At 29.0% G+C, this 16,904-nt stretch carries 15 protein-coding genes; 12 read left to right on the forward strand and 3 right to left on the reverse strand.

Annotation, left to right across the window (positions count from 1 at the left end):
- Nucleotides 1-21: 21 nt before the first annotated feature.
- Genes HW119_RS08150 through HW119_RS08170 form a run of 5 tightly spaced genes read left to right on the forward strand, consistent with a single transcriptional unit; the run spans nt 22 to nt 5,732 of the window.
- Nucleotides 22-2,103, forward strand: coding sequence for an ATP-dependent nuclease (locus HW119_RS08150; RefSeq protein ID WP_177763118.1), 2,082 nt, complete (start codon nt 22-24; stop codon nt 2,101-2,103).
- A 1-nt stretch (nt 2,104) separates the two neighbouring features.
- Complete coding sequence (locus HW119_RS08155) at nt 2,105-3,937, forward strand: UvrD-helicase domain-containing protein (RefSeq protein ID WP_177763121.1); 1,833 nt, start codon at nt 2,105-2,107, stop codon at nt 3,935-3,937.
- 3 nt (nt 3,938-3,940) lie between these two features.
- A complete protein-coding gene (locus tag HW119_RS08160) occupies nt 3,941-4,489 on the forward strand; it encodes a hypothetical protein (RefSeq protein ID WP_177763124.1) in 549 nt (182 codons plus the stop codon).
- Nucleotides 4,483-5,064, forward strand: coding sequence for a hypothetical protein (locus HW119_RS08165; protein WP_177763127.1), 582 nt, complete (start codon nt 4,483-4,485; stop codon nt 5,062-5,064). The genes HW119_RS08160 and HW119_RS08165 overlap by 7 nt, the downstream gene beginning before the upstream one ends.
- A gap of 23 nt (nt 5,065-5,087) precedes the next feature.
- On the forward strand, nt 5,088-5,732 hold the full coding sequence (locus HW119_RS08170) for a hypothetical protein (RefSeq protein WP_177763130.1): 645 nt from the start codon (nt 5,088-5,090) through the stop codon (nt 5,730-5,732).
- Between the two features lie 151 nt (nt 5,733-5,883).
- Here the strand turns inward: HW119_RS08170 and HW119_RS08175 are convergent, their stop codons facing one another.
- Entirely contained in the window at nt 5,884-6,294 is a 411-nt protein-coding gene (locus tag HW119_RS08175; protein ID WP_177763133.1) for a helix-turn-helix domain-containing protein, read from the reverse strand.
- 196 nt (nt 6,295-6,490) lie between these two features.
- Between HW119_RS08175 and HW119_RS08180 the strand changes: the two genes are divergently transcribed.
- The 6 genes from HW119_RS08180 (at nt 6,491) to HW119_RS08205 (ending at nt 13,581) form a co-directional block, all read left to right on the forward strand.
- Nucleotides 6,491-8,086, forward strand: coding sequence for a hypothetical protein (locus tag HW119_RS08180; protein WP_177763136.1), 1,596 nt, complete (start codon nt 6,491-6,493; stop codon nt 8,084-8,086).
- Between the two features lie 76 nt (nt 8,087-8,162).
- The gene (locus HW119_RS08185) at nt 8,163-9,677 is read left to right on the forward strand and encodes a hypothetical protein (protein ID WP_177763139.1); all 1,515 of its coding nucleotides are present in this window, start codon (nt 8,163-8,165) and stop codon (nt 9,675-9,677) included.
- Between the two features lie 394 nt (nt 9,678-10,071).
- Nucleotides 10,072-10,851, forward strand: a complete 780-nt coding sequence (locus HW119_RS08190; RefSeq protein ID WP_177763142.1) for a metallophosphoesterase — start codon at nt 10,072-10,074, stop codon at nt 10,849-10,851.
- A gap of 66 nt (nt 10,852-10,917) precedes the next feature.
- Nucleotides 10,918-11,979, forward strand: a complete 1,062-nt coding sequence (locus tag HW119_RS08195; RefSeq protein ID WP_177763145.1) for a MarR family transcriptional regulator — start codon at nt 10,918-10,920, stop codon at nt 11,977-11,979.
- Nucleotides 11,973-12,737: a hypothetical protein gene (locus HW119_RS08200; RefSeq protein ID WP_177763148.1), complete on the forward strand. Its 765-nt coding sequence runs from the start codon at nt 11,973-11,975 to the stop codon at nt 12,735-12,737. Before HW119_RS08195 ends, HW119_RS08200 begins: the two co-directional genes overlap by 7 nt.
- 13 nt (nt 12,738-12,750) lie before the next feature.
- Nucleotides 12,751-13,581: a hypothetical protein gene (locus tag HW119_RS08205; RefSeq protein ID WP_177763151.1), complete on the forward strand. Its 831-nt coding sequence runs from the start codon at nt 12,751-12,753 to the stop codon at nt 13,579-13,581.
- On the opposite strand, the gene HW119_RS08210 is transcribed toward HW119_RS08205, so the two are convergent.
- Complete coding sequence (locus HW119_RS08210) at nt 13,568-14,782, reverse strand: site-specific integrase (protein WP_177763154.1); 1,215 nt, start codon at nt 14,780-14,782, stop codon at nt 13,568-13,570. The genes HW119_RS08205 and HW119_RS08210 overlap by 14 nt on opposite strands.
- A gap of 586 nt (nt 14,783-15,368) precedes the next feature.
- Here HW119_RS08210 and HW119_RS08215 point away from each other — a divergent pair.
- The gene (locus HW119_RS08215; RefSeq protein ID WP_177763157.1) at nt 15,369-16,574 is read left to right on the forward strand and encodes a site-specific integrase; all 1,206 of its coding nucleotides are present in this window, start codon (nt 15,369-15,371) and stop codon (nt 16,572-16,574) included.
- On the opposite strand, the gene HW119_RS08220 is transcribed toward HW119_RS08215, so the two are convergent.
- Nucleotides 16,575-16,796: a helix-turn-helix domain-containing protein gene (locus tag HW119_RS08220; RefSeq protein WP_177763160.1), complete on the reverse strand. Its 222-nt coding sequence runs from the start codon at nt 16,794-16,796 to the stop codon at nt 16,575-16,577.
- Nucleotides 16,797-16,904 lie beyond the last annotated feature (108 nt).

Here is a 16,904-nt window from a genome sequence, read left to right on the forward strand (position 1 = left end):
TAATCTCAATTAAACAGTCTTATGAAAATTACTCAACTCACAGTTACCAATTTTAGATTGCTGGAAAATATTACAATCAACATAGAAGATGACATAACCTTAATTGTAGGAAAAAATAACACAGGTAAAACGTCATTATTTGAAGTTATAAACCTATTTTTTGACATCAAGAATAGGATATCTTTTCATGATTTCTCTTTAAATAGTCATGATGTTTTCAAATTATGCGATGCAAAATTTCAAAATGAATTGTTAGTTGAAATTAAGGATGATAAGAAAGATGAAATTGAAAAGTCTTTGATTAATGATATACCTAAGATCACTTTAAGTATTCAAGTTGAATATGATAAGGTGAAAGATTCTTTAATTAATATAAGTGATTTTATTTCCGACTTAGATGATACGAAATCAGATGCTACAATTCTTTTTAAATACGAACCTAAAGAAACAATTAATTTGTTTAGGTCATTTCATAATAGACCCAATAAGGACGTTGAACTAATAGAGTGGTTAAATGAGAATATATCATCTTTCTACACACTCCATGTTTTTGGTGGTGAAAACTTAATAGAAGATCATGTTTTAACGAAAATACTTTCGGTAATAAATTTTGAGACAATCCAAGCATCAAGAAAACTTGATGATACAAAAATGGATAAAAACAGATCTTTGGCACTTGGATTTTCTGACTACTATCAAAACATTCATGGAGATAATAATGCAGATGTAGAAAGTTTGAAAGATACGCTGAAAAGTGTTTCTACTGTTTTAGATGGCAAGTATGAAAAGGTTCTTGAAAAAATCCTTGAGAAATTGAAGTCTTTTGGTATTGATAAGGATATTAATATTCCTGAGATTATACTGAAATCAAAATTTGATCCTGAATCAATTATTCGAAATAACATAAAGTACTATTACAAAAGCGGTGATATAGAACTGCCAGAAAATTACAATGGATTAGGTTATAGCAACCTAATATTTCTTGTTTTAAAAATTGTAGCCTTTATTGAAAATTTCAAAAAAAACAAAGAAAAAAATGCAACTGAAATTCTGACAATTTTAATAGAAGAGCCTGAAGCGCATTTACATCCTCAAATGCAACAAGTTTTTGTAGAGCAAATAAGAGAAACAATTTCTAAGGCTTTAATTGAGGATAGTATTCAAGTACAATTAATTATTAGCACTCATTCATCTCATATGATTGCCGAAGCAGGTTTGAATGTCAAACGAAGCTTTGAAAGAATACGATATTTCAATAAATATAAAAAAGAAGATAGAACAATTGTTGAGGTAAAAGATTTTAATGAATTTAAGCATAAGGAAACAGATAAAGATACTTTTCGATTTTTAAAGCAATATTTAAATCTGCATAAATGCGATTTGTTTTTTGCAGATAAAGTTATTATGGTCGAGGGAATCACAGAAAAAATATTAATGCCATTATTTATTAGAAAAGTAGCTAAACAACTTGAAAATGAATATGTATCCATAATTGAAGTTGGAGGAGCATATACCCATAAATTTAAAGAATTTTTTAAGTTTTTAAATACAAAGGTTTTGGTAATAACTGATATTGATTCTGTGGACGCTATGACGAATAAATCTTGTCACGTACTAAAAGAAATGGCAAACACAAGTAATTCAACATTGTCAACCTGGTTACCTCAAAAAACAAAAATTTCTGAATTATTGGCCTTGACTTTTGATGAAAAACTAGATGAATCTAAAATTATTAGAGTAGCTTTTCAAATTAAAGAAGATGATGGAGATTTTGTGCCAAGAAGTCTAGAGAATGCCATAATTAATTGTAATCAAACATTTTTTAAAAGTAAATATTTACTCGAAGGTGAAATAGAAAAAGAGGTTTATAAATCTTTTTCTTTTCAAAAGTTGAAGAACATAGATGAATTGATCTATATGGATACAAGTAGAGATCAATCTGATGTAGACCCTTCTTCAAAACAAAAGACAGATTTTACATTTGATTTAATGACTTTTGATGAAAAGGGAACTAATCTTGAATGGAAAGTGCCTAAGTATATAAAAGAAGGTTTAGAATGGTTGTCAAAAAACGAACATTTATTAACAGTAAAAGTTGATTAAGATGGAGGCATTTGAGCAAATAAAGCAATGTATTGAAGTTAATTCAAGCTTTGTGGTGGAGGCTGGTGCAGGTTCTGGAAAGACTTATACATTAATTCAAACCCTCAATTATTTAATAGAAACTAAAGGAGAGGTATTACATACTAAAAAACAAAATATAGTTTGCATTACTTACACGAATGTTGCTAAAAACGAAATCATTAAACGGATTGAATATAATGACTTAGTTGAGGTTTCTACAATTCATGAGTTCTTATGGAAGTCTATCAAACAGTTTCAGAAGCAATTGAGAATTGAACTTTGTAAACTTAATGAAATAAGGTTAAAAATTGATGAAACTAAAGGTAATGAAACAAAATACATTAAAAATCTGAATGAGCGGATTAATTTAGTTAGTGAAGTTTTTTACAACGATTCTTCTTTTCGTGATTTTGAAAAAGGTGAACTTCATCATGACGACGTGATTGAGTTGTCAAAAATGCTTTTTAAAGAATATCCATTATTAACCTCTATTATCGCTCAAAAATTTCCATATATTTTAATTGATGAGTATCAGGATACTTCAATAGAAACAATTGGAGCATTAATAGATTGTTTATTAATGCGTAATAAAGACAAGATAATCCTTGGATTTTATGGCGACTCTCATCAAAAAATTTACGATACTGGAATCGGAAGTCTTGAAAATTATTATGAAGGAGAAAATAAAGTACTTAGGTTAATCAAAAAAGAAGAAAATTATAGATCGTCAAGAGCTGTGGTTGATCTACTTAATAACTTTAGAACAAACATTAAACAAGAACCCAAAAGGGATGTAGACGGATCTATAAAATTTATTTATTGGGGAAATCATCCTGAAAAAGAACCCAAACAAAAGGTTAGAGAGTTTGAAGATTCCTTAAAAAAGTTTAAAAATGATTTTTATGAGGAAGTTAATCATAAATTGATTGGGTTGGGCTGGGATTTCAGTAGCAATAATTTAGATAAGATTTTAGTGTTAGCTAACAGTAGAATTGCAGATAGAGCTGGATTTTTGAAATTATATAAAATTTATTCTAAACGATATGGTCAATCAACGAAAGAACGACTTTTAGATAGAAATCATTTTCTAATTAAGTTGTTTACCGGATATATTGATAAAAAGACTTCTCAAGAGAGAGAAGTTGGTTTAGAACATCTCATGACTTACTGGTTGGAAAATAATCATAATAAAGCGATTAGATTTTTAAGAAGAAATGGAACTGCTTTACATGAATTTCAGCATCCTAAGAAAAAAGAAATATCTGATATACTAGATGATTTATCCAATAATAGAAGTAATAAAACAGTAAAAGAAGTATTAGATGTTGTTTTGCAAAAAGGGATTGTTTATTCTAAAAATTATGAAGAATTTATTTCTCGCATTTATCAAGATTTGGAAGGCATTAATCCAGAAATCCAAGAAAAAATTGAAAAGGACAAAACCTTTTATGAATCATTTATAAATCTTTCATATAGTGAAATTATAAACTTTTGGAAACATATCCAGAATGAAACAGTTTTCTCAACTAAACATGGAACAAAAGGAGATGAATATAGAAATGTATTAACTGTGATTGATGATACTGAATGGAAGCAAGAATATAATTTTAATAATTTCTTTAATAATTGTGACGAAAAGCCTGAAAGGTCGTTAAGAACCCGTAATCTTTTTTATGTTGAATGTTCAAGAGCCAAAGAAAATTTAGTTGTTTTAATGTTATCTAAAATTGAAGATGATGCTTTAGTAAATATTAAACAATGGTTCGGGGAAATAAATGTATTAAATATAGATGATTATTTAAAATCAGAATAATTTATGAAGATAGCAATATTAGGATGGGGATCGTTAATATGGGATTCTAGGAATTTAAGATTTGATAAAAAAATAGGTTGGAATACTGGAGGACCAATATTACCAATTGAATTTGCAAGGATATCAGGTGATGGTCGTCTTACATTAGTTATTACAGAGAGTGGAACTAATGTAAAAACTTTATATTCAATATCAGAATCTAACAATATTGAAGAAGCAAAAGAAAATTTAAGAAGTAGAGAAGGAACAAACTTAAATTTTATAGGTTCTTATAATAAAGGTGCAGATACATTTATCCCTGAAGATTTTTTATTTAAAGAAAATATAAAGTCTTGGATTAAAGAAACTGATTTAGACTTTGTTATATGGACTAACCTTGCTGAAAAATGGATTACAAGTAATAAAAGTGTGATAGATTCTGAAGATCGAATAAATTACCTAGAAATGTTAGAAGGTGATACAAAAGCAAAATCAATAGAATATATACAAAAAGCACCAGATCAAATTCAAACACAATATAGACAAAAAATTAAAAATAAATTAGGATGGTAGATAAATTTCAATATATCTTAAAAGATTTTGATAGTTTAATTGATCAATATATACTTCAAATAGAAGAAGAAATTAGTAATGTCGATTTTGATAGTACTGCATCTTTTGAATTTAAATTAAATAATGAATTTGATTCATCAATATTTAAAGGAAAAGATAAAATCAGAGGATTATATTTTTTTGAAGTTGACTTAGATAGTACTATACTGAAGGGACAAAAAAGAATAACTAAGTTGAACAGACTTATACAAGATTGGGGTAAAAAGAAAAATGATTCTTTTTTTTCATCAAGTGTAATTAAAGGTAAGGTAAAACATTATGATGCATTTGACAAAAGGTGGTTACCACTTTATATAGGAAAAAATAAGGATGTCTATAAACGCATTATTGACCATATTGAACTTAAATCAACTTCACAAACGTATGCAATGAAATTAAGACATCGTAAAAATTTAAATGATATAAATTTCAGAGTTAGTATATTAAATATAGACATAGTTAATTATGATTTCATTGTTCCACATATTGAAAGAACCTTGCGAGAAAAGTACAAACCAATAGTTGGTAAACAATAAACGAATTAAAAATAAATAGTTAAATGCCAAAGACTAGAAAAAAGCGAAATGAACAAAGGAAATATGAGCAGTATAAATTACTTATACAAGCTAGAAATTTTCATTATGACAACTACAATAAATGGATGACCTATTTTTATGTTGCAATGGCAGCATTCTTTGTTGGTTATTATACATTAATAGCTTCAGAAATTAAAAATAATTTAAATTTTGAAATACATGCTCTTTTATCTGTAGGATACATAATATCACTTTTATGGTTTATCTCTAGTAAAGGATATTATTATTGGAATATTAACTTTATAAAACTGATTAATTCTTTTGAAAAAAATATTCTAAAAATTAAAGAAAGTGAAAGAGTTTATTTTGTGTTTGCTAATAAAAAAGAGGAGAATAAACCATTTAGTCCAATTAATGGGGCAAATTTCTCAACTTCTAAAATAACAATTTTATTTTCTTACATTATTACTGTTTTTTGGGGAGTTTTATTGCTAAATAAAATAACAAATGATAAAGATTTTATAGTAACTATTCTTGTGGTACTTTCCTCGTCTTTTATAACATTGATAATATCATCATTACTAAGTATTATTCTAAAAAGTAATATAGAAAACACGCCCGATTTAGAGTTAAACGAGAAGTCAGAAATAAAAAATTTAAAATTTTAAGTTATAATTAAATAATATTATAATCGATAAGTTTAAATAATTTAAGATACTTATAAATTCCAATCTAGAGACAAATAAAAAAAGAATCAATCAAAATTTACTAAAAAATACTATAAAAAATGTCTTTTTCATTTACGAAAAAGACATTTTTTTATTTATTCATTAATAATTGCTCTAAATACGAAGTTTTCTCTTTTTCAGCTTGTAAGAGGCGCTCATACAATTTCTTGTTTTCATCATATGCTTCAACAAGCTTATCTAACGGGTTGAAAGTTGGATTGTATAAATTCTTCACAGCAGAAGAATCATCTTGAAAAGTATTATGAGAAATTATATTAATCATTCGTTCGTCAGAATATTCTTTGATTGCGCTTGCTGGTACTTCCAATGCCTTTGCAATTTCGTTAAGCTTGGCATCCTCTAAATCTTCTGTATTTTCTATTACCGACATCTTCTGCTGGCTGATACCCAGAATCTCGGCAAGTGTTTCTTGTTTCATACCTTTCATTTCGCGTATGCGACTGATGTTGCGTCCTATATGTTTTTTTACAGTAGTTTCCATAAGTCCTCTGTTTTTTGATAAATTCAAATATACTGATTTTTTTAATACGAGAAAGCTTATGTATGCTGGAAAAATCTTTTGTTGTAGTCTGTTGGCGGTAATTTACTACCCGTTATAGGTACGATACATAGTTTTATAGTACGGTACATAAAAATGGTTATGCAACTTTGAAATATTCAACTTTAAATCTGTTAGTATGAAAAGTTCAAACCACACAATTCCCGACGAGCTCCACGATTCTATAAAGCAATTCATCTTGGTTGCAATTAGGATGTCACAAGTTTATATGGTGTTCTACACACCTATTGTTTACAGCAGTATTAAACTGCTAACATTCGTTGTTGCGAAGAATATCAATGCTGATACCCTCGCAGGTTTACAAAGTCACATAAAGGTATTAGACGCTTTAACAAGACATGATACTTTGATAAGCGTAAATTTTCATACGGTTGCACCAAATGATTCCCAATTTCATTTTAGCTTTTTGCAACTTCATTTGCAACCTTGTTTTGTAATATATGCGGATGATCCTAAACGATGGAACAGCTTGTTTCAAAATTTCTACTGTAGCGATAAACAAAAAGTATCAATGCTTTTTGCTAATCATTTGAAGGCTGTTGAGCATCGTGTAAAAGAAGCTGTAGTAATGCTTGTAGATCCATTAGTGAAGAAACAATTATATCAGGCTGCTCACGCAGCGTTACTCGAGGTGTTTTCATATTATATGGATTTGCTTAAAAATGTACTGCTTCCTAAATCGGTACATCAAGATTTTAATGAGCAAGAATTTAATCGCTTTGTTGATTTGTATTATCCGGAGCTGTCTAAAACTTTGAACCGGATTTCTAAAGTAAAAGCTGTATCCTTCAATGATCAGTCTCAATATGTAATAGGACATTCTCATGAAAGTTTGATAGAAAAGATAACAACAAGGGTAGTTGAACTTCAAACCAATTCTTTTAAGAGGTTAAATAAGTTTTATACGAAAAGGTTGGAAAGCCAGGTTCCAGATACTGTAAGGGAAGAAACAGTGCTGCTGAAACAGCTGGTTACTTTTTTGAACAATTGTTATAAGATAGATGCAATCTATTTGCTAAGCACAACTAAATTCTTTAACTCAGATTCAAATATTAGGTACAAATTCAATCTGCTTTTGATAACACCTACACTACAAGTCCAGCAACACGATGTGTTATCACACAAAGTCTTCCATCATTTTAAAGGAAAAGTAGAAGTGTTTTGTTTGATACACACTTTGGAATGGCTGCAAAGTAAAGGAGATAGATTTCCATTATTTTTTAAAGAATTTATCATACCTCAAAATTTACTGTATATAAAAAAGAATCTGAAGTTTAACGAAAGCTTACTTGAAAGTAGCAGTATACTTGATATAACGAAATTGCAAAAGCAGTATTGGAATGAAAGACTTTCGTATGTTACTCCTTGGTTTATTGCATTTCAGCAGGAAAATTTAGTTTACCAGTCAGGACATGTTTTACTTCTTAAAAATATGTTCCAACATTTGATACTTGGTCTCTTGTATCAAAAAGTACAATACGTACCTATTATATACAGTTGTAGATACCTTATGCAGTTATTCGAAACCTTCTTACCCGAAATTTATAAAGAATGTGTACACCCTGATGATGTAAAAGAAATTCTTGATTTACTAAATACTTCGATGTCTTATTTCCCTAGATGTGATGGCGAACTGGTGGAGCATAATCAATTGACTTTTACGAAAGCGTTGTGCCTTTGCGAGAAATTGTACAACCATGCGCAACAGCAATAATACAACCATGCATGGTTGCAAATTTTCAAATTGTAATACCTAATTAAACAGATTATTAATTTTAAAAATATAAATCATGGAAACTAAAAAAGAATTATTTAGAAAGGTAGATTTTAATAAAAAACTACAAAATCCGCTGGAAACGCTTGTTAGCCAAAAGTTACTTTGCATAGCATGGTATGGTCATACTGTTAGTAATGAAAAAATAAAAATACTATGGCTCTATGTAAAAAATAAAAAGGAAGCTGCTGCTGTTTTTTACAGTCAAAATACTGAAATATTTTGGGAAAACGAAGAATTGCTTGTAGTATTTCTTGACGAAGATGATTTTAAGAAGCATAAAAAGATGCGTAGTCCTTTTATACATTTAAATTTAAGGAAGTCAGAACTGCTGTACACCGACGATGTCACAGCTAAACCTTCTGATCATTTCTATTGGGGAGATTTCGAAGAATTTAAAGAACACTATATAGAAACACAGCAATTGTTAAAATCTTATACGGATGATTTTATAGAAGATGAATTAGAAGGAAGCTGTTACTTGTTTCTAAAAGGCTTTGCAACAGATTTGGGAGCGGTGGAACTTTTACTTCTGGGTACAATAAATGAGAATGACAGTTTAACAGAAAGGTTACTGCTTATGGAAAAAATATGCCCAATATGGAAAACGGTCTTTGTTAAAGAAGATACCAAGACTTTTTATCTGATTGAACAACAAGGTTTTTCCGACGCTGGAATCTATGATGAATGGGGTAAAGCACTTAAAAAAGTACAGAAAAAGATAAAAAATATTGTACTGCAAATTTTAGAAGAATTGGAAAAAGAAAAGAATGTAATTAGTTTGAAGCAATCAGATACAGTTCCGTTCGGATATTTAAACCATTTAAAGAAACTGATAGACAACGAAGAGGTGGAAGAAATATTCCTTTTCCACGAAAGAGCAAATTTCTTGGATAGCAAAACAGTGCGTTGCTTTTACCTGTTGTTGATTGTAAAAGACAAAGTTTCAAAACCATTGAAGGAAATCATCAGAGATATAGAAACGGCAAATGATGAGGTGCAGTTTACAATAATTGCCCACAACCGTTATTATATACAAGATAAAGTTTATTATCAACAGGGCTTTTATAAAAAGGTTTGTAAAGCCAAAAACAGAATCTATACTTCAGGATATTATCCTGACATCCATTGGCATAATACGTGGTATCCAGAATTTAACGATAATATGCTTGACATTAAATATTCATCTGAAAATATTGAAAATTTTGTAGATACTGAAATACTTGCAGCAAAAGAACCTTTAGTTATCTCATCGAAGAAATTGTATAAATGCTTCGTGAATAAGTTGCAGGTAAATATTCTATATCATTTAGATTATGTGCCTACTACCAAGAATTTAAATACCTTGTTACAGATGGTAAGATATACCGGTAAAACTAATGAAGAATTAGAACAACTGCTACAAAGCATTAAACCTTTACTTTTTAATAAAGATGTAAACAAAAATAAAGTGAAAGAAAAAAGTATAAGGTTAGAAGGGCAGATGCTGCAAAATCTACAGGGATTTTTTAAAATAATAAATTTAGCATAAGCTAAATTACACTAATAAAAAAATGATTGCTATTTCAATTTTGTATGAAGTAGCAATCATTTTTTTGTCTTCGATAGGAGATCAAAATTTAAGGTCAGATATACCTGAGGAGGAAGGTTTGTAGGTAATTATTCAGTTCACTTTTGTCACAAATATCAACTAAATTTGTGACAAGGTATCAATGGTTTACTTTTGTAATCATTTAAAATCAAACGAAAAACAAGCTTTTTTATCTTTAATCCGTAAAGCATCTTTCGCTGAAAACTTTTACAGTTAGATCACATAGCTGTTTGGATACAGAAACGAATTAAAAATTAACATGAGTATTTAATTACACGAAATTTGTACCTTCATCATGTAGATAATACATGCTGTATTAAACAGAAAGAATGTTATGAAAATTCAATATTGTTCCGATTTACATTTGGAATTCCCGGAGAATAAAAAATATATATTAGAAAATCCCATAAAACCCAAAGCTGATATTTTAATTTTAGCTGGGGATATTGTACCTTTTGCTGTTATGGACAAACATCAAGATTTCTTTGATTATGTTTCTGAACACTTTAAATATACTTTTTGGATTCCTGGTAATCACGAATATTATTATAATGATATTAATAGCAGAATAGGAAGCTTTGAGGAGAGGATTAGAGAAAATGTGTATTTGCTCAATAATGTTGTAAAAGAAATAGATGAAATTGATCTTATTTTTTCAACGATGTGGACAAGAATTTCTTCTGGGAGACAATTCTTAATACAGCAATCACTTTCGGATTTCAAAGTAATTAAAAATAATAGTCGTTTGTTTAATACAGATGATTATAATATTCTTCATCAGGAAAATTTACGCTTTTTAGAAAACGCATTTAAAAAAAATAATAATAAATCGGTTGTTATTACACATCACGTTCCGGTATTTGAAAATTATCCTGAACAATATAAAGATAGTAAGATTAATGAAGCATTTGCTGTGGACTTGAGTGATTTAATATTTAATAATTCTGTTGATTATTGGATTTACGGACATCATCATTCCAATGTTAAAGATTTTAATGTACATAAAACTAATTTGGTTACGAATCAACTTGGTTATATTCGATATGGAGAAAATATTGGTTATAAAGATGGTGCAGTTATAGAAATAAATAAATCTGAAAATATTAATATTTAGTATAATAAACCTATATTTGTATAATAAACTAAATAGGTTTATTGTTTTGTTTTAAGTTTATTATCAATGGAAAAGCTAAAAGAATATATATACGACTTACTGGGACAGAAAATAGAATTAAAGAAGTTACCTGATAATATTCTGAATAAATTACCCTTTTTATTCAGAAATAGTTATGAGTTCTATAGCACTAAAATATCTAATCATGAGCTGATATTTTTAGTATTAGATAAAGAAGATACTTTTAACCCACAACAATTGAGAAAACAATTTGAAATAATCCGAAGCGTTTTTAATAAACCTGTAGTGGTAATTACTGAAGATATAACAACCGTTAATAGAAAAAGACTAATTGATTATAAAATCAGTTTTATTAGTCCTGGGAAGCAAATGTTTCTTACCGAACTATTAGTAGATTTTCAAGATTTTAATAAGAAAGAAGATTTTAGAAACAACATCAAATTGTTACCATCTGCTCAATTAATTGTACTTTATCATATCTTGCATAGAGAGGATGATTTAAGTCAATATACCTTTAAAGAACTGGCGGAAAAATTTCAATATACCCAAATGGGTATTACAAAAGCTGTCAATGATCTTAAAAGAATGGGGTTAATTGATGTTATCGGCACAAAAGAAAAAAGTATTGTATTTGAAAAGGATATTCCTAAACTATGGAAACAAGCTGAAGATTTATTTGTCAATCCTATTTTTAAAACAGTTTATATAGATAAGAAACCTGAAAACCTGTTACATTCAAATACCACGGCTTTAGAAGAATATACAGATATGAATCCCGGGTCTCAGGAGTGTTTTGCGATTGAAAGAAACAGATTTTATCAATTGAAAAAGGAAAATCATTTTACAAATCTGAACGAAGAAAATGGTACTTACGTTCTTGAAGTATGGAAGTACAATCCTGATGTTATTGCGAAAAACGTAAGTAAAAAAAACAATGTTGATCACGTTTTGGAAGTATGGAATACTGACTTTACAATAATTCCAAAAAATATAACACAAAAAAACAATGTAGATCCGTTGTCTTTATACTTAAGTCTTAAAGATGAATTTATTGATGAAAGAACAGATATGGCATTGGATCAGATCATAAAGAAATATATATGGTAAGAGGGTTAAATATTTTTAGCGAACATTTTAAAGAGTACTCCGGAAATTATGTGATTATTGGTGGAACAGCGTGCGATATTGTCATTGATACAGTTGGTTTAGTACCAAGGGCAACAAAAGATATTGATATAATTTTAGTCGTTGAAGCATTAAGTCCTCAGTTTGTAGAGCATTTTTGGAATTTCATAAAAGAAGGAAATTATGATGTAAAAGAAAAAAGTGAAGAAGATAGGAAGTATTATCGTTTCCTTAAACCTCAAAACGAAGAATATCCTTTTCAAATAGAATTGTTTTCAAGAATACCGGATTTGATCGATTTAAAGGAAGATTCTCATCTAACTCCAATTCCTGTTGATACAGAAATTTCAAGTCTTTCGGCAATTTTGATGGATGATGAGTATTATAATTTTACAACAAAAAACAGTCAGTTAAGTGGAGATATTCATCTGGCTAATACGGAAGTATTAATAAGCCTGAAAGCAAAAGCATTTCTTGATTATAAAACTAGAAAAGATAATGGAGAAAAGATTGATGATCGGCAATTAAGAAAACACAAGACAGATGTTTTCAGATTATTATTACTACTAAGTCCCGAAATCAGATTTACTATTCCTCAGGCGATCAAAACAGACTTGCAGGCGTTTGCCGAAGCTGTAAAAGATGATCTCCCAGATAAGCAAATATTTAAAGAAATGGGAGCAGGTAATGTAGATGTTCAGAGCCTTTATAAAATACTCTTAGAGATATTCGACTTATAAAATAATCATGATTATGTTTGGTTTCAAAATTACACAGAAAGAAATCCTAGAACGTATGGATTTTTATAGGGGCTTAAAAAATGCACCAATAAAGTACCCAAAGAAATTACAAAACCCTCATTATATAACACAAAACACTAAAAGATACTTATTAGACAACGAAAGGGGTTGGAAAGATAATAAAACAATCTATCTAGGTTACCATGGAAATAAAGAATATGTTCATCGGGTTTTATGTCTCACAGAGTTTTTAGTTCGCTTTTTAGAATTTCAAGGATATACCTTCAAAATAGATCGGAATGGTAAAATTTATTGTGATATTAAAGGGATACAAATTCACTTTAATTTTCGTCAGGCTACGAAAAGAGTTCCAGATGATTCTAATAAATTTTACAAGAGTTATAAAAATGAAGAAACAGATAAGCTTATTTTTCAAATGTATGAGAGTTCTTACGATCGAAAAGAATGGGCTGATACTCCTAAAATTAAATTAGAAGATAAAGTTTTACATATTATTGCTTATACCGAATTATATTGTGAATATGAATTAGAAGAAATTAAAAAACGTGCTGCTTACCGTAAGCAGATGGAAGTTGAGAAACAGAAGCAAGATGAAATTAAACGTCTAATTCAGGTTGAAAATGAAAAGGTAGCAAATTTAATATCTAGTACGAAAAAATGGGAACAAACTGAAAAAATATTGACTTATCTTGATAAAAGAAAAGTAGCATTAATTCAAAATAATCTTTTTACAGATGAAGAAAGAGATTATTATGAATGGGGACTGAAAATAGTCGATAAAATGAAACTAGAACTACTTGGGTTGGAAACTAAAAATTTATAACATCATCAATCATCTTGTCTAATGTATTACTTGGTAGTGTATTTAGATATGACATTGTTGACTTTATATCTTTATGTCCTAAAGCTTCTTTTATAATGTCGATGGAAATATTGTTGAATTTCAAAATAGTTGCAAACGAGTGCCTTGCGCAATAATATGTAATATTCTTCGAAATTTCTAACTTGGAAAGTATATCTTTTAATGGTGTATTTACATAAACTTTCAAATACTTTTGCTTTCTGTTTTCAATGTAATTTCCGTCTGTTTGATCGTTATTAATGATGTTAAAGAGATAGATGGAATCTGACGGTGCTGCGTATTCAAGTAATTTTTGTTCCCAAAATATATTTACTTTAAAGCTGATCATTACATCTGTTTTTCTTCGACGATAATTAATTGTTCCTTTATGTAAATCTGTCTTTTTTAAAAGCATTAGATCCACAAAATTAATTCCTCTACCATAGAAGCTCAATAAAAACATATCACGAGCAATACGTTCGTTTTTCGATTCCAAATCCGTTGACTTTAACAGTTCCAGTTCCGCTTCTGTCAAATATTCCTTTTTTCCAGATTCCTTAATTTTGGAAACTTTGAACTTATCGAACGGATACATTGTTGCAGGAATAATTTCTCTTTTAATAGCTTTGTTTATTACAGCTCTTAAAGTTCTCATTTTGATACCAATAGTGCTTTGGCTGTTATTGATTGAATTTAAGTGAGATTGATATTTGTATATATTGTTAACTGATAAATCACGAAATGATATTTCTGTTCGACCATAAAAACGTTGGATTGATCTCAAAGCTTCCTTTTCAATAGATGAGGTAGAAATTTTACCGGCGGTTTTTGCTTCCTCAATTAATGCTTCATGAAAAGAGGTATAACTCACGGTTTGTTGTTTACCCGATTTGTTTTTAAAGCTTATCAGAACATCTTGTAATGTAAATGGTCGTTCATCTAATTCAAATTCATGAATGATTTCATTTAAACGATCTGAATATTTATTAATTAGAGCGTTGATTTGTTTGTGGTCTGCATGACTTTTTTTTAATCGCTCAGTTTCAAAAGACCAATCCTCATAGTTGCATTTTTTTCGTAGAGACAAACTTGTATTTGTTCTATCCTTGATAAGGTGCAAGATGATAGAATATTCGCCTTTTAGGTTTTTAGCAGTTTTAATTGTAAACTTGAATGTAATCATAATGAACAGTTTAGAGGTGAAATATTCCCTAACATTTGACGAACAAATATACAATTATAGTAATTAATAGTAAGCTTTTGTATAAAATTAATTTGTGTAAACACTTGATTATCAGTAATAATAACAAAAACTAAGCTATAATGATTTAACCCTTTTAAGACTCATAATCAGGTGGTCCCTGGTTCGAGCCCAGGTGGGACCACAACAATAAGCCTTTACAGAAATGTAGAGGCTTTTTTGTTTTGTAAGTTATTGGTAGTTAATAGGTTGTCTAGGTTTTAGTTGTTGAAGTAATTCTTGGATATGGATGAATAGAAGTGATATTTTAATGATTGAGGTTGATAATTAGGTGTCACCCCATTTTAAAAATTGGAATTTTGAAGATTTTTTACCATTAAATTGAGGTGTCACCCTCATTTATCAAAATTCTAATTTTTTTCTAGAAGATAATAATCGAGGTGTCACCCTTGTGTAAAAAAGGTGTCACCCCCTGTTTAAGCTTCAAATGATAAGGTGTCACCCTTGATTATCAAGTGATTAATATTGTAGCCTTTTTTACGCATTGTTTAACTTAAAAATTTAAATTATGCAGTCAAAAAAATTAAGTGTATTGTTTTATTTGTCTAAAGCAAAAGTAAACACTAGGGGCTTAGCACCTTTAACTTGTCGAATCACTCTAGATAAAAAGCGAAAAGAGTTTAGTACAGGATATTATGTTTCTGAAGACAATTGGGATGCTTCTAAACAGTTAATTATCTCAAAGTCTATCGAATTAAAGACTATAAATTCACAGTTGAATCAAATAAGTCAACTTTTGTTGCAACATTTTAATAATCTACTATTGCAAAAGAGTGTTTTTGATGTTAACGATGTTTATAATTTGTACAAATCAAACTCTGACACAACGGTTACTTATTTGTTAGAGTTTTACTTTGACTATCTAAAGCGATTAGAAAAGCTTATCGGGGTTGAAATTAAAAAAGCTACATGGAAAAAACACGAAAATGCCTATTCTAATCTTAAAGGTTATATTCAATCTACTTACAAAGGAAATGATTTAAAAATTCAAACCATTGATTTGGCTTTTGTTAAGGATTATGAATTTTACCTTAAAACAAAACGTAAGTTGTCTCAAGCTACTATTAATAAGGTTCTACAGAGGTTTAAAAAAATGCTTGTTTATGCAATTGAACGTAATGTAATTGAACACCACCCATTTATTGGTTACAGATTTAACTTAACTAAGAAGCAAATAGTGTACTTAACTACAGATGAATTAAAATCTTTCGAAAACTTAAAACCTGTAATGCCTAGATTACAATTAGTAAAGGATTTATTCGTATTCTGCTGTTATACAGGTTTAGCTTTTAATGAAATGGGAAACCTTTCAAATTCTCATATTATAAAAGGTTTTGACGGTAAATATTGGATTTCTATTTTACGAGAGAAAACTCTCAAAAATGTTTCTATTCCTTTATTACCTAAAGCAGAGGTTATTCTTAAAAAATATTCAAGTAAAGAGAATCTAATATTTCCCAAAATTTCTAACCAAAAATTTAATGCTTATATTAAAGAGTTATCTGAAGATGCTTTAATTGATAAGGTTATAACTCATCATACAGCCCGTAAGACTTTTGCAAGCACCGTTCTATTATATAATGATGTTCCTATGGAAATTGTATCTGAATTACTTGGGCACTCAAGTATTAAAGTAACTCAAGAAAGTTACGCTAAACTGTCTAATAGAAAAGTTAGTGAAACTATGAAACGATTGAGTACAATTCTTAAGTAGTTATAAATTTACCAAATCCTTCAGTTCAACATCTAATGCTACAGCAATTCTGTAAAGTGTATGAACTGTTGGGTTTGTTCTGCCTGCTTCAATTCTAGAAATATTTGTAGTGTCGATTTGACCTTCGATTTTTCCAACTAAATCTACTTGTGACAACCCTTTTTCTGTTCTTAATACTTTGATGTTATTTCCAATTAATTTGAGTAATTCCTCTTTTTTCATACTTGACATATTTGACAAGTCAAGTAAAGTTTTATATTTGCTGAATTTAATGCCATATATGGCAAGTTTGAACATATTAAAACCTTTTATTAATATTAACCAAAAAAC

Origin of the sequence: Flavobacterium sp. I3-2 (assembly GCF_013389595.1) — a bacterium.
Lineage (GTDB): Bacteria > Bacteroidota > Bacteroidia > Flavobacteriales > Flavobacteriaceae > Flavobacterium.

Coding starts and splice junctions, on each gene's coding strand:
- HW119_RS08150 (WP_177763118.1), top strand. CDS start 22: ATGAAAATTACTCAACTCACAGTTACCAATTTTAGATTGCTGGAAAAT.
- HW119_RS08155 (WP_177763121.1), top strand. CDS start 2,105: ATGGAGGCATTTGAGCAAATAAAGCAATGTATTGAAGTTAATTCAAGC.
- HW119_RS08160 (WP_177763124.1), top strand. CDS start 3,941: ATGAAGATAGCAATATTAGGATGGGGATCGTTAATATGGGATTCTAGG.
- HW119_RS08165 (WP_177763127.1), top strand. CDS start 4,483: ATGGTAGATAAATTTCAATATATCTTAAAAGATTTTGATAGTTTAATT.
- HW119_RS08170 (WP_177763130.1), top strand. CDS start 5,088: ATGCCAAAGACTAGAAAAAAGCGAAATGAACAAAGGAAATATGAGCAG.
- HW119_RS08175 (WP_177763133.1), bottom strand. CDS start 6,294: ATGGAAACTACTGTAAAAAAACATATAGGACGCAACATCAGTCGCATA.
- HW119_RS08180 (WP_177763136.1), top strand. CDS start 6,491: ATGAAAAGTTCAAACCACACAATTCCCGACGAGCTCCACGATTCTATA.
- HW119_RS08185 (WP_177763139.1), top strand. CDS start 8,163: ATGGAAACTAAAAAAGAATTATTTAGAAAGGTAGATTTTAATAAAAAA.
- HW119_RS08190 (WP_177763142.1), top strand. CDS start 10,072: ATGAAAATTCAATATTGTTCCGATTTACATTTGGAATTCCCGGAGAAT.
- HW119_RS08195 (WP_177763145.1), top strand. CDS start 10,918: ATGGAAAAGCTAAAAGAATATATATACGACTTACTGGGACAGAAAATA.
- HW119_RS08200 (WP_177763148.1), top strand. CDS start 11,973: ATGGTAAGAGGGTTAAATATTTTTAGCGAACATTTTAAAGAGTACTCC.
- HW119_RS08205 (WP_177763151.1), top strand. CDS start 12,751: ATGTTTGGTTTCAAAATTACACAGAAAGAAATCCTAGAACGTATGGAT.
- HW119_RS08210 (WP_177763154.1), bottom strand. CDS start 14,782: ATGATTACATTCAAGTTTACAATTAAAACTGCTAAAAACCTAAAAGGC.
- HW119_RS08215 (WP_177763157.1), top strand. CDS start 15,369: ATGCAGTCAAAAAAATTAAGTGTATTGTTTTATTTGTCTAAAGCAAAA.
- HW119_RS08220 (WP_177763160.1), bottom strand. CDS start 16,796: ATGAAAAAAGAGGAATTACTCAAATTAATTGGAAATAACATCAAAGTA.